The sequence below is a fragment of the Rhodoferax ferrireducens T118 genome (assembly GCF_000013605.1).
Taxonomy (GTDB): domain Bacteria; phylum Pseudomonadota; class Gammaproteobacteria; order Burkholderiales; family Burkholderiaceae_C; genus Rhodoferax; species Rhodoferax ferrireducens.
The window spans coordinates 3,500,198-3,512,884 of record NC_007908.1; the positions used below are offsets into that span (position 1 = coordinate 3,500,198).

A 12,687-nucleotide genomic window follows, 5' to 3' on the forward strand; every position below is an offset into this window, starting at 1 on the left:
ACGGGTAAAAAAATCCGATTATGAACCGGGAAAATCAGGAATCCGGGTAGAACGGCTTGCCAATCGAAGTCGGCATGTTGATGCGAATCCACTGCGGATTGCGCGAGATCAGCGCCAGCACCAGAATGGTTGACAGATAAGGCAGCATGGTCAGAACCTGGCTGGGAACCTCCACCCCGATTCCCTGCAAGTGAAACTGCAACATGGTCACGCCGCCAAACAGATACGCACCCAGCAGCACGCGTGCGGGGCGCCAGGTGGCAAATGTGGTCAAGGCCAAGGCAATCCAGCCTTTGCCTGCCACCATGCCTTCCACCCACAGCGGGGTGTACACAATCGAAATGTAGGCGCCAGCCAGTCCGCACAATGCGCCCCCGGCCACCACCGCCACGAGACGGATACGGCGCACCGGGTAGCCCAGTGCGTGCGCGGATTCCGGGTTTTCGCCAACACTGCGCAAAATCAGACCGGGGCGAGTGCGGTACAAAAACCAGATCAGGCCGAGCGCAAAAAGAGCCGTCAGGTACACCAGCGGATGGTGCCGAAACAGAGCCGGGCCAAACCAGGGAATATCCGACAGGTAAGGAATGGCAAAGCTGGGGCGCGGCGGGATTCTTTCCTGTACGTAGCCGATACCCACAAAAGCAGAAAAGCCAGTGCCAAACAAGCTCACCGCCAGACCAGTGGCATATTGGTTGGCATTGAGCCAGATCACCAGACCACCAAACACAAGGGCCAGCAAGGCACCCGCGCCCATACCGGCAGCAAAGCCCAGCCAGTCGTTGCCCGAATAGACGACAGCCGCAAAACCGGCAATGGCAGCGCACAACATCATGCCCTCCGCGCCCAGATTGACAATGCCCGCTTTTTCATTGATCAACAGGCCCAGCGACGCCAGCGCCAGCACGGTGCCCGCGTTCAGGGTGGCCGCCATCAGCAGTGCATAAGACTCCATCATTTACCCCACTTCAAGCGGTAATTCACCAACGTGTCGCACGCCAGCAAGGAGAACAGCAACAAGCCCTGAAACACGCCCGTGAGCGACTTGGGTAGCCCCAGGCGCGACTGCGCAAGCTCACCGCCGATGTAGAACATACTCATCAAAATGGCCGACAACACCATACCCACCGGATGCAGACGCCCCACAAAAGCGACGATGATGGCGGCAAAGCCGTAACCGGCCGGCACATAGGGCGTCAGCTGACCAATGGGACCCGCCACCTCCAGCGCACCGGCCAAGCCGGCCGTGCCGCCCGACACCAGCAACGCCACCCACAGCGCCCGGCGCGAAGAAAACCCGGCATAGCGGGCGGCGGCCGGGGCCAGCCCCCCAACCTGCTGGGCAAAACCAGCGCGGGTGCGAAACAAGAATATCCAGGTTCCGACCACACCCAGCAGCGCCAGAAACACACCAATGCTGACGCGCGAGCCCTCAAACAAACGCGGGATGCGGGTGACCAGATCGAAGGTCTTGCTCTGCGGAAAGTTATAGCCCTGCGGGTCTTTCCAGGGCCCCGACACCAGGTAGCTCAGCACCTGCACTGCCACATACACCAGCATCAGGCTCACCAGAATCTCGTTGGCGTTGAAGCGGTCACGCAACCAGGCAGTGATGCCGGCCCAGAACATCCCCCCCAATACACCGGCCACCAGGATGGGCAGCACAATCCAGCCGCCCGTGCTCTTGTTGGCCAGCAAAGCCACGCCGCTGGCCGCGATGGCGCCCAGCACATACTGCCCTTCGGCGCCGATATTCCAGACATTGGAGCGGAAACACACCGCCAGGCCGAGCGCAATCAGCAACAAAGGTGTGGCCTTGACGGCCAATTCACCCAGTGCATAAGCACTTCTGATGGGCTCCCAGAAAAATACGCTGAGCGCACTCACCGGGTCCTTGCCGAGAGCCGTGAACAGCAGGACACCGATCATCACGGTCACCAGCAATGCCAGCACGGGCGAGGCATAACTCCACGGCGCAGAAGGTTGTGGTCTGGCTTCGAGCCTAAGCATGTACCACCTCCATATCCCACAAGCCGCTCATCCACTCGCCTACTTTTTCCACCGTGGCCTGCCCAATCGGCAGCGAGGGAGACAGTCGGCCCAGGGCCATCACATGCAGGCGGTCGCTGAGTTCAAACAGTTCCTCCAACTCCTCGCTCAGCACCAGCACGGCGCAGCCGGCATCGCGCAGTTCCAGTATTTCGGCCCGAATTTGCGCCGCTGCCCCCACATCGACGCCCCAAGTGGGTTGCGACACGACAAACAGCTTGGGATTCGCATCAATTTCGCGACCGACGATGAATTTCTGCAGATTGCCACCTGACAAGGACCGCGCCACCGCGCGTGGGCCGCTGGCCTTGACGTTGAACCGTCTGATGATGCTTGATGCCTGCGCCTCAAGTTGTGCAACCCTGATCCAGCCCCCGCCAAAGTGCGGAAAGGCAATGGATTCATGGCGCGTGAGCAGCAGGTTGTGCGCCAGCCCCAACTCGGGCACGGCACCGCGACCCAGTCGCTCTTCAGGCACAAAATGCAAGCCCAACTTGCGCCGTCCACCCGGGTGCAGGCGCGACACATCAACGTCGCCCATCAGCATCGACCCCGGCCTGGCACGCACATCTTCACCCGACAAGGCGTAGAGCAATTCCTTTTGGCCGTTGCCGGACACGCCGGCAATACCCACCACCTCGCCCGCGCGCACCTCCAGCGTGATGCCGTCCAGGTCCACGCCAAACTGGTCGGCGCGAGCCAGCGTGAGGTCTTGCACCCGTAGCAGCGGCGCCCCCAGCTTGGGCTCGTGCCGCACGAGTTGGGGCAACTCGGCACCGATCATCAGGCGCGACAAAGTGGCGTTGGTCTCCTGGGCCGGGTCACACACCCCGGTGACTTTGCCACCCAGCAGCACGGTACAGACATTGCACAACTCGCGGATTTCGTGCAATTTGTGGCTGATGTACAAAATGCTGCAGCCCTCACTGGCGAGCTTTTTCAGCACCACAAACAGCTTCTCCACGGCTTGCGGCGTGAGCACCGAGGTGGGCTCATCGAGTATCAGCAACTGCGGGTTGGTCAGCAGGGCGCGGATGATTTCAACCCGCTGCATCTCGCCAACACTCAAGGTGTGCACCGGTCGCGCGGGGTCGATGTCGAGCCCGTATTCTTGCGCCTTGGTGGTGATGCTGTGTGTGACCTGCGCCAAGCTCAAGTGCTTGCCCAAACCGAGCCAGACGTTCTCAGCCACGGTGATGGTGTCAAACAAGCTGAAATGCTGAAACACCATGCTGATGCCCAGGGCGCGCGCCTCTTGCGGATTCCGGATGTGCACCGAGCGACCATTGAACATCATCGTGCCGGCATCGGCCTTGACCGCGCCATAGATGATTTTCATCAGGGTTGACTTGCCGGCGCCGTTTTCACCCAGCACCGCGTGGGTCTCGCCCGGCATGACGGTCAGAGAGACATCGCTGTTGGCGACGACACCGGGATAGCTTTTAGTGATACCTGCAAGATGAAGTCGAGGAGGGGTCATTCTGCTGGTGATCTTAATATTCCAACCCCCATTTTGCCTTAGCCACGTGCCACGAGAACTTCACAGGCACTGACAATGAATTCCGACTCAACCTGCCATGCACGTCAAAAAGCCACTGACGCGCCGCAGCAGCCATTTTCCTGGGTGAGCGTTCTGCCCCGCTAGAGTTGAAACACCACAGCGTCCAATTGCAGTGCATGGATTTGTTCGGCCGCTGCATCGGCCCCGACCTGGGTGGCAAAGGGTCCAACGCGCACGCGGGTGCGGCCTTTAAGCGTCTGCTTGAAGGCGGGCAGACCTGCTGCGCGCAATTTCGCGTAAGCGTTGCGCGCATTGCGGTCTTTCGCAAACAGACCAACATTGATGAAGTAGCGTTGCCCTGTCACTGGCAAAGTAGTCGGGTTCTGTGGTGTGACGCTAGCCGCTGCCGTGACGATTTTGGCCAGCGGCACGATCAGTTTGCCCCCTGCCGGCACCGATGCAGGCTCGCCAGCGACAAGGGATGCAGCCGGAGTCGGCGTTGGCATTGCCGTTGCCGTTGGAACTGCGTCTATATTGATAGATTGGACGGCAACAACTGGCGCTGGCACAGGCGACGCGAGATTGCCTATGACGGGGATTGCCGCCGGGCTGACCGGTCTCATGGTCGCTGTTGGCCACGCGACATAAGCCAGTGCGGCAATGGCCGCCAGCGCCAAATTAGCCGATGCCAGCCGGAGAAAGCGTTGACGGGAACTGGCCTGCTGGTTCAATCGCTTGCAGGCATCTGCCAGCGTCGGGGTGGCGGACAACGCAGCGGCCATTTTCTGGCGGCTCTTGGCATGAAAAATGGCATTCCCGAAGACGCCTGGCAGCACGTAGCTGAGCCCGCAGCACACCACCATCAAAACCAGGTCGACCGCCTCAGAGCCGTGCAACAGCAGGCGGCCCATGCCGAACACCAGCAGAAACAGACCCAGCACGAGCGTGACATAGACGCCTGCCGCGGCCCACAGGTGCCTGAAAATCATCCAATTCAGGGTGTACAGGCTGGCCGCCCAGTTCCAGCTTGGGCCCGCGCGCCCGACCGCCTCAAAGCGCACAAAGACAGGGACGTAATAGCCAGAGTTGATCGGTCCGATGGCGGCGCGGTACAGGGCGGCGGTGGCATTCTCCGGCGACCGGTCCAGCACGGTGATGTCAGGGGAAGCAAACGTGGTGGGGCTGGTCATGCATTATTCTGGCATGACTGCAGCGCCGGTCGGATTCAGACGCCAGCGAGTAACCGAAGCCCGCCCGGATCCACCAGATTCAAGGTGCGGCCCGAACCGCTGATCAGGCTGCGCTCACGCATGTGGCGCAACACACGGGAAAATGTCTCAGGCGCAATGCCCAACTGTGCTGCAACCGATCGCTTGCGCTGCTGCAACAGCACCGCCAACACGCCTCGGTCGCCCGTCTGGGCATGCTGCAGCAGCCACTCGGCACAGCGCGCCTCGGCATCTTTGGCCAGGCGGCTGATCGCCAATTCGGTTTGCTGGCGGTGCGCCTTGGCGACGTCGCGCAAGACCGTCTGAGCTGACATCGACATCGTAGCCAGCGAACGAAGAAATTCAGCCACTGGCACACGGCGCAAAATAACTTCAGTTTCTGCGACCGCATCGACGGCATGCGGCAGGTTCAGCACGGCAGACGTCGCCTCCAGCCAGCAAGGGCCTTCAACCACACCCAACTGGTGCTCCATGACGTCACCGTCCATGACGCCCAGGGCCACACGCCCCGACTCCACATAAGTGACCCACGGCGAGAGATTGGCGCGCCTGAGCAAGAGCGCACCCCGAGCAGCAACTTCTCGCTTAACGGCCCGGGCAATAGTATGAATAGAAAGCATGGGCCACACTGTGCCGCGCTCAACACCTCATGAACTTGAGCGAAATCAAACAACCCCACGGAAACAATGGCGGTTGAGCAAGTCAAGGCGATGAATCTGAGCCCGTGGCCCAGCACTGCCTCGCGTGGGGCAGGTCCCGCTTAATGAGCAAAAAGCTATCTAAATAGTAGCAATAAAGGCTTATTGGACGGGGCTACAGCCTGATTTCTTATAAATAAATAGGCTGTGCCAGATCGCTTGGGTTTACTCACCCAAATAAGCAGCGCGCACTTTCGGGTCGTGAAGCATGGTTTTGGCATCGCCCGACATGGTGATGATGCCGGACTCCATCACGTAACCGCGGTCGGCAATGGCCAAGGCCCGACTGGCGTTTTGCTCCACCAGCAACACCGTCACGCCTTGTGCGTAGACATCACGCACCACTTCAAAAATCTTGTCCACCATGATCGGTGCCAGACCCATGGAAGGCTCGTCCATCAGCAGCACTTTGGGGCGGCTCATCAAGGCGCGGCCCATGGCCAGCATTTGCTGCTCGCCGCCAGACAAGGTACCCGCCAGTTGATCACGGCGCTCTTTGAGGCGCGGGAAGATGGTGAACACCTTGTCAATATCAGCCTGTATCTCGGGCTTGTCGTTACGGATGTAGGCGCCCATCTGAAGGTTTTCAATAATCGTCATGCGGGTGAAGACGCCACGCCCTTCCGGCACCATGGCCAGGCCCTGTTTCACCAAGTCCCAGGGGCCTTGGCCGCGAATGCTTTTGCCCAAGTATTCAATATCGCCATCGTTGATCGGCAAACTGCCGGTGATGGCTTTCATGGTCGTGGTTTTGCCAGCGCCGTTGGAGCCGATCAACGAGACCAGTTCGCCCTCGTGCACTTCAAAGTCAATGCCTTTGACGGCCTGGATGCCGCCGTAAGCTACTTTGAGACCAGTTACTTTGAGAAGAGTTTTTGCCATCGTTATTTCCTTGCGGGACAGACTTTTAGCGCTGCCCCCAACTGACTAGTGCCCACTGGTGCCCAGATAGGCCTCAATTACTTTTTCGTTTCGCTGCACATCGGCCGGCGTGCCTTCGGCAATCTGTTTGCCGTAGTCCAGTACCGTGACACGGTCGCACAAACCCATCACCAGCTTCACATCATGCTCAATCAGCAAGATCGTGCGGTTGTCATTGCGAATTTTGTCGATCAGCTCACGCAACAAGACCTTTTCGGTTGCGTTCATGCCGGCGGCGGGCTCATCAAGGGCAATCAGTTGCGGATCGGTCGCCAGCGCGCGGGCAATTTCAAGGCGGCGCTGGTCGCCGTAACTCAGCGTGCGGGCCTTGTAGTCGGCCAATTTGCCAATGCCGACATAGTCCAGCAACTCCTGCGCACGTTCGGCAATCGCGGCTTCTTCTCTCTTGAAACCCGGTGTGCGGAAGATGGCCCCGAGCAGGCCCGAATGCGTGCGGACGTGACGTCCGACCATGACATTCTCCAGCGCGGTCATCTCGGCGAACAGGCGAATATTCTGGAAGGTGCGTGCAATACCCGCCTTGGCCACCAGATGGACGGCGTTGGGCTGGTACGTCTTGCCAGCGAGCTCAAAGCTGCCGCTGTCAGGCGCATACAGGCCCGTGAGCACATTAAAGAACGTGGTTTTGCCGGCGCCGTTGGGGCCGATCAGGCCGTAAACCTGGCCGCGTTTGATTTGGATGCCGACATCGCTCAGAGCCTGCAGGCCGCCAAATCGTTTGGAAACGTTGGCGACGTTGAGTACGGTATCTGTCATGCGCCTTCTCCCTTCTGCTGCAAGGATTTGCCGTGCTCGGGTGACGGCCACAAGCCGCGCGGTCGCACCAGCATGACGCTGATCATGGCCAGGGCAATCAGGAGCTGGCGCAGAATCGACGAATCCAGCCGGCCACCGGTCATGGCCTGCAAGGGCCCGGCGACGTAGCGCAACACCTCCGGCAGAGCGGAGAGCAGCACTGCGCCCAAAATGACACCTGGCAAATGCCCGATGCCGCCCAGCACCACCATGGCCACAATCATGACCGACTCCATGAGACTGAAAGACTCAGGCGAAATAAAGCCCTGGAAAGAAGCAAACATGGTGCCTGAGACGCCGCCAAAGGTGGCGCCCATGCCGAAAGCCAGCAATTTCAGGTTGCGGGTATTGATGCCCATGGCCTTGGCGGCTATTTCATCTTCACGAATGGCCATCCAGGCCCGCCCCACGCGCGAGAGCTGCAACCGATGCGAGATCAGCACGCTGAACAACACCAGCGCCAGGAACAGGTAGTAGTAAAGGGACACAGAATTCAACTCATAGCCGCCGATGTCGAGCGTTCGCCCCAGGTTGAGCCCAAAGAAACTCAGGGAATCAATCTGGCTCATGCCCTTGGGGCCATTGGTAATGTTGACCGGATGATCCAGGTTGTTCAGGAACACCCGGATGATCTCGCCAAACCCCAAGGTAACAATGGCCAGGTAGTCGCCGCGCAGGCGCAGCGTGGGTGCACCCAACAGCAAGCCAAAAAAACCCGCCAGACCGGCCGCCGCTGGAATCACAACCCATATCGGCGCATGCAAACCATCCGGAAACATCGCGCCAATCCAGGCAAAAGTCTCGGTCAGGTGGGGCGACGCCAGCAAGCCATACATATAGGCGCCAATGGCAAAAAAGGCGACGTAACCCAGATCCAGCAATCCGGCATAGCCGACCACAATGTTGAGCCCCAGGGCCAGCAACACATAGAGCAGTGCCATGTCGGCAATGCGCACCCAGGCATTGCCAAAGCTCTGCAGAATCAGCGGCAATATCAGCAGGCCGACGGCTGCCAACAGGAAGACAACGATTTTCTGTTGTTGTTTCATGATGTTCCTCGGGGGTCAGGCACGATCTGCCACGCGCTCACCGAGCAAGCCCGAGGGTCGCAAGGTCAGCACAAAGATCAGCACAATGAAGGCAAAAATATCGGAATAGTGGCTGCCCAGCACGCCACCCGTCACCGTGCCAATGTAGCCGGCACCCAGGGATTCGATCAGACCCAGCAAGATGCCACCCAGCACAGCGCCGCCCAAATTACCAATACCGCCAAACACGGCTGCTGTGAAGGCTTTCAGACCCGGCAAAAAGCCCATGGTGTGCTGCACCGTGCCGTAGTTCGCAGCCCACATCACGCCGGCAATGGCCGCCAGCACCGCACCAATCACGAAGGTGGCAGAAATCACGAGGTCGGGTTTGACGCCCATTAGCGCCGCCACGCGTGGATTCTCGGCCGTGGCCCGCATGGCGCGACCTAATTTGGTGTAGTTGACCAGCCACATGAGCACGGCCAGCGACACCACCGTCATGCCCAGAATCAGCACCTGGGTCGGCGTAATCACCGCGCCGCCGATCTCGAACGGTGTACGCGGCAACAAGGTCGGGTAGGGTTTGTAATTGGGCTTCCAGATGATCATGGCCAAGGTCTGCAGCAACAGCGACATGCCGATGGCCGTGATCAGGGGCGCCAGCCGGGGGCTGTCCCGAAGTGGCCGATACGCCACCTTTTCAATCACAAAATTGAGCGTCGCCGACACCACACAGGCAATGATCAGGGAGATCAGCAGAATCAACCATCCCGGCGTGCCGGGCATGGCCTCCTGCATCCAGCCAATGATGGTCCAACTGGTGAGGGCGCCAACCATCAGTACCTCGCCGTGCGCAAAGTTGATCAGGCCGATGATGCCGTAGACCATGGTGTAGCCCAGCGCCACCAAGGCATACATGCTGCCCAACACCAGACCATTGATGATCTGCTGTATGAAGGTATCCATAAACTTCTCCGATTTTTGACCGTCGCGTGAATTAGCCACTTTCGTCAGCCACTTGGTTGACAAGCGCTACCGCCTTGTGAGCTTTGCTAAGTCTTCAAGCAATAAACCTGCCAACATTGAAACGCCGGCAGTTTGGTGGACGCAATTGTAGTCACCGAAAAACCCCTGCTAAGGAGGTCATTGGTATGGGTTTACCCTTGATTTCCTCAAAGATCAGCCTAAGAGTGAATCGATAAGAACGACTAATAAAGGCACTGCGCGCAAAGCCACCCGTGCGTGGAGTCACGAAGCGCAAATAGCCGTGATGCCGAGCAGACCCCTACTCCAACCTGAAGGTGAACTCCTGCGTGGCCGTGACCTCGCCCCCATCAGTGACACATCTGTACTGCAACATGGCGGCTTTGACGGCGGCATGGAACACACGCGGGCCGGACAAAATCGTGACGTCCAAAATGGTGCCGTCCTTGACATGAATTTGCGCTTTGACCACGCCCTCAATGCCCTCTTGTAGTGCCTTGCGCGGCATCTCTGGCGGCACCTGCGTCGGACAAGCCAGGCCAATGCTGGTGCGCTTCGGGCCGGGTGGCCCCACTGGGGATGGCGCCGGCGGCAACGCTGAGACCGCTGCCGGTGCTGTGGGCGCAGACGCGACCGACGCCACGACGGGCGCCGTACTTGATGCCTCGGGCGCTGCATCCGGTGGCGGCATAGAGGGTGGCGGAGGCGCTTCGCGCTTGAGCACCTCCTGTGGTTTTCTTGTTTCTTTCGGCGCCGGCATTGGTGGCGGTGGCGGCGTTGAGGGTGAGGGCGGAATGATGACTTCCTGAATCACCACCGCTTCAAGCGGTTTGTTGATGGCGCTCAGCCCCTGGCGCGCCAGGCCCGACACCAATACGTAAGCCAGCAACACGTGCAACACAATCACAATCAACACCGCCTTGACGCGTCGGGACGGATCCTTGGGCTCAAACCGATCATCCATGGCAGGGCTTCTTGTTGGTCATGAGCCGCCCAGCGGCGACCCTTCAGGTCTTTGCCACCGAACCCAGCACCACCGCGTGCAGGTCGCTGCTGAAGGCGCGCACCTCGTCCATCACGGCCTTGTTGCGCCGCACCAGCCAGTTGTAGGCCAGCACCGCGGGCACCGCCACCGCCAGCCCAATCGCGGTCATGAGCAGCGCCTCACCGACCGGGCCTGCCACCTTGTCGATGGAAGCCTGGCCGGAGATGCCAATGGCGGTGAGTGCATGGTAGATGCCCCAGACCGTGCCGAACAGGCCGACAAAAGGAGAAATCGAGCCAACGGTGGCAAGAAACGCCAGGCCGCCCTGCGTATTGCTTTGAATGCGATCGACCGCACGCTGGATGCGCATGGCGATCCAGTCGTTGAGTGGAATGTGGCCCATCAGGCCTTCATGTTTTTTGACCGCAGTGGTCGCCGCTTCAGCCATGAATCGAAAGGGGCTGTTGGCCTCCAGTGCGGCAGCGCCCTGCTGGACGGTATCGGCGGACCAAAAATCCCGGGCCGCCGCTTTGGCCTGGCGCCCCATCTTGGCTTGCTCCAGAACCTTGACGATCATGATGTACCAGCTGCCAACGCTCATGATGAGCAGCAGCAGCAGAACGGTCCTGGCGACTGCATCAGACGTTTTCCAGAGCGCTTCAAAACCGTAGGGGTTGTCAACTGCATCCGGGGCTTTCCTGGCGGCAGCAGCGGACGGATCGACCGGCTTCACGTCGGTGATGGCGGGCAGGGCAGCAGGAGCAGCGCTGGAAGCAGTCGCAGCGACTGTCGATCGGGCCTGCACCACGCCCGGCACCAGCGTTAAAACCAGTCCCAGCGTGCAGGCGCCGGAGGCGATCATTCGACTTGTCTTGATCTGCACAGTGTTTGCTTTGAGAAAAATAAAGGATGCGGCATCCCGATCCATGGGCTGGCCGACATCAAAAGAGAAACCATCAGATCAGTATAGATGGCAGCTTCAGGCCGCCAGATAGCGTTGTTCCAGGTACCTGCGGAAATGGGCAGGATTGAGTGTTTCACCAGTCGCACGCTTGACCAACTCATCGGTTGGCCAGCGACTCGCCTCGCGCCAGATATGCTTTTCAAGCCAGTTGAAAACAGGTGACAGATTGCCCGCCAGCACCTGGGCATCCAGATCAGGCTGCCCGCTGCGAATCGTCGCAAAAAACTGCGCGGCGTACATCGACCCCAGCGCGTAGCTCGGGAAATAACCAAAGCTGCCGCCCGGCCAATGGATGTCCTGCATGCAGCCATCCTGAAAATTGCCGCGGGTATCAACGCCCAGATAAGACATCATCTTTTCATCCCACAGCGCCGGGATGTCCTCGGCTTCAATCTCGCACTCTATCAGTGCGCGCTCAATTTCGTAACGCAAGATGACATGGGCCGGATAAGTCAACTCATCCGCATCGACCCGAATCAAGCCGGGCTGGACACGAGTGAACAGCGCGGCCAGATTGCCGGCCTCGAACGCCGCTTGCCGGCCCAGGTGTTTTTGCAGCAGCGGCGCAATCAAGGCCAGAAATTGCGGGCTGCGGCCCAACTGCATTTCAAACGACAGGCTTTGGCTCTCGTGAATGCCCATGGAACGGGCTTGCCCCACCGGCAAATGAACCCGCTCGCGAGGCAGATTTTGTTCGTAGCGGGCGTGTCCCGTCTCGTGGACGGTACCCATCAGGCTGCGCATGAAATCATCTTCGCTGTAGCGCGTGGTGATGCGCACATCTTCGGCCACGCCGCCGCAAAACGGGTGGGTGGAAACGTCCAGCCGGCCGGCCTCGAAGTCGAATCCCAATAGGCTCATGATCTCAATACCGAGCGAGCGCTGCTGATCCACCGGAAACAGCCCTTGCGGCTTGATCACGGTTTCAAGCGACTGTTTGTCCAGGGTCTTCCCGATCAGTTCCGGCAACCAGCTTTTAACGTCGCCAAAAATGCGGTCCATGTCATTGGAGCGCATGCCGGGTTCATATTTGTCCATCAAGGCGTCATAACAACTGCCGCCCTTGGCGTCCACCAGCCGCTTGGCTTCTTCGCGCGCCAGCGCCACGACTGCGCGGAAATTGCCCAGGAAGCCGGTCCAGTCGTTTTGCTGGCGTTGCGTGCGCCAGGCGTGCTCACAACGCGACGCGGCCAGACTTTGCGCCTCCACCCAACGTTCGGGCAGCAGCTTGGCTTGTTGCCACTGGCGGCGCATTTCCCGCACCGACGCTTGTTCGGCGTCATCCAGCGCTTCGCCACTGGCAGCCTGAAACAGACCGGCCAGCGCTTCGCTGGTCAGGGTCTGGTGCATCAACACCTGAAGTTCTGCCAGCGCCGCGGCGCGTGCCTCATTGCCTTTGGGCGGCATCATGGCCGACTGATCCCAGCCAGCGATCGCCGCCAGATGCGAATAGCGGTAAAGACGGGTAAAAGTGGCGGTCAGGTTTTGGATCAGGGGATGGATCATAAAAAC

General features: G+C 59.7%; 12 protein-coding genes. All 12 read right to left on the reverse strand.

Going from position 1 to position 12,687, the window contains the following annotated elements:
* Nucleotides 1-34: 34 nt before the first annotated feature.
* A complete protein-coding gene (locus RFER_RS16015; protein WP_041792585.1) occupies nucleotides 35-955 on the reverse strand; it encodes an ABC transporter permease in 921 nt (306 codons plus the stop codon).
* Complete coding sequence (locus tag RFER_RS16020; protein WP_011465437.1) at nucleotides 955-2,010, reverse strand: ABC transporter permease; 1,056 nt, start codon at nucleotides 2,008-2,010, stop codon at nucleotides 955-957. Before RFER_RS16020 ends, RFER_RS16015 begins: the two co-directional genes overlap by 1 nt.
* Nucleotides 2,003-3,529, reverse strand: coding sequence for an ABC transporter ATP-binding protein (locus tag RFER_RS16025; RefSeq protein WP_011465438.1), 1,527 nt, complete (start codon nucleotides 3,527-3,529; stop codon nucleotides 2,003-2,005). Before RFER_RS16025 ends, RFER_RS16020 begins: the two co-directional genes overlap by 8 nt.
* Nucleotides 3,530-3,690: 161 nt before the next feature.
* Nucleotides 3,691-4,740, reverse strand: coding sequence for an SPOR domain-containing protein (locus RFER_RS16030; RefSeq protein WP_011465439.1), 1,050 nt, complete (start codon nucleotides 4,738-4,740; stop codon nucleotides 3,691-3,693).
* A gap of 35 nt (nucleotides 4,741-4,775) precedes the next feature.
* Nucleotides 4,776-5,399: a Crp/Fnr family transcriptional regulator gene (locus RFER_RS16035; protein ID WP_011465440.1), complete on the reverse strand. Its 624-nt coding sequence runs from the start codon at nucleotides 5,397-5,399 to the stop codon at nucleotides 4,776-4,778.
* Nucleotides 5,400-5,642: 243 nt separating this feature from the next.
* Entirely contained in the window at nucleotides 5,643-6,359 is a 717-nt protein-coding gene (locus tag RFER_RS16040) for an ABC transporter ATP-binding protein (protein WP_011465441.1), read from the reverse strand.
* Nucleotides 6,360-6,404: 45 nt separating this feature from the next.
* Entirely contained in the window at nucleotides 6,405-7,175 is a 771-nt protein-coding gene (locus tag RFER_RS16045; RefSeq protein WP_011465442.1) for an ABC transporter ATP-binding protein, read from the reverse strand.
* Nucleotides 7,172-8,263 (reverse strand): ABC transporter permease subunit, encoded by a 1,092-nt coding sequence (locus RFER_RS16050; RefSeq protein ID WP_011465443.1) that lies wholly within the window; start codon nucleotides 8,261-8,263, stop codon nucleotides 7,172-7,174. Before RFER_RS16050 ends, RFER_RS16045 begins: the two co-directional genes overlap by 4 nt.
* Nucleotides 8,264-8,278: 15 nt before the next feature.
* Nucleotides 8,279-9,208: a branched-chain amino acid ABC transporter permease gene (locus RFER_RS16055; RefSeq protein WP_011465444.1), complete on the reverse strand. Its 930-nt coding sequence runs from the start codon at nucleotides 9,206-9,208 to the stop codon at nucleotides 8,279-8,281.
* A gap of 319 nt (nucleotides 9,209-9,527) precedes the next feature.
* Nucleotides 9,528-10,190, reverse strand: a complete 663-nt coding sequence (locus RFER_RS16060; RefSeq protein ID WP_011465445.1) for a cell envelope biogenesis protein TonB — start codon at nucleotides 10,188-10,190, stop codon at nucleotides 9,528-9,530.
* Nucleotides 10,191-10,233: 43 nt separating this feature from the next.
* Nucleotides 10,234-11,073, reverse strand: a complete 840-nt coding sequence (locus RFER_RS16065; RefSeq protein WP_041792590.1) for a MotA/TolQ/ExbB proton channel family protein — start codon at nucleotides 11,071-11,073, stop codon at nucleotides 10,234-10,236.
* 117 nt (nucleotides 11,074-11,190) lie between these two features.
* Nucleotides 11,191-12,681 carry a carboxypeptidase M32 gene (locus RFER_RS16070; protein ID WP_011465447.1) on the reverse strand — a complete coding sequence of 497 codons (1,491 nt, stop codon included), beginning with the start codon at nucleotides 12,679-12,681 and terminating at the stop codon, nucleotides 11,191-11,193.
* Between the last annotated feature and the right edge of the window lie 6 nt (nucleotides 12,682-12,687).

Excerpts from the sequence above, each read along its gene's own strand:
- RFER_RS16020 (WP_011465437.1), bottom strand. The coding sequence starts at position 2,010 with ATGCTTAGGCTCGAAGCCAGACCACAACCTTCTGCGCCGTGGAGTTAT.
- RFER_RS16030 (WP_011465439.1), bottom strand. The coding sequence starts at position 4,740 with ATGACCAGCCCCACCACGTTTGCTTCCCCTGACATCACCGTGCTGGAC.
- RFER_RS16050 (WP_011465443.1), bottom strand. The coding sequence starts at position 8,263 with ATGAAACAACAACAGAAAATCGTTGTCTTCCTGTTGGCAGCCGTCGGC.
- RFER_RS16070 (WP_011465447.1), bottom strand. The coding sequence starts at position 12,681 with ATGATCCATCCCCTGATCCAAAACCTGACCGCCACTTTTACCCGTCTT.
- RFER_RS16035 (WP_011465440.1), bottom strand. The coding sequence starts at position 5,399 with ATGCTTTCTATTCATACTATTGCCCGGGCCGTTAAGCGAGAAGTTGCT.
- RFER_RS16045 (WP_011465442.1), bottom strand. The coding sequence starts at position 7,175 with ATGACAGATACCGTACTCAACGTCGCCAACGTTTCCAAACGATTTGGC.
- RFER_RS16060 (WP_011465445.1), bottom strand. The coding sequence starts at position 10,190 with ATGGATGATCGGTTTGAGCCCAAGGATCCGTCCCGACGCGTCAAGGCG.
- RFER_RS16040 (WP_011465441.1), bottom strand. The coding sequence starts at position 6,359 with ATGGCAAAAACTCTTCTCAAAGTAACTGGTCTCAAAGTAGCTTACGGC.
- RFER_RS16055 (WP_011465444.1), bottom strand. The coding sequence starts at position 9,208 with ATGGATACCTTCATACAGCAGATCATCAATGGTCTGGTGTTGGGCAGC.
- RFER_RS16015 (WP_041792585.1), bottom strand. The coding sequence starts at position 955 with ATGGAGTCTTATGCACTGCTGATGGCGGCCACCCTGAACGCGGGCACC.
- RFER_RS16065 (WP_041792590.1), bottom strand. The coding sequence starts at position 11,073 with ATGATCGCCTCCGGCGCCTGCACGCTGGGACTGGTTTTAACGCTGGTG.
- RFER_RS16025 (WP_011465438.1), bottom strand. The coding sequence starts at position 3,529 with ATGACCCCTCCTCGACTTCATCTTGCAGGTATCACTAAAAGCTATCCC.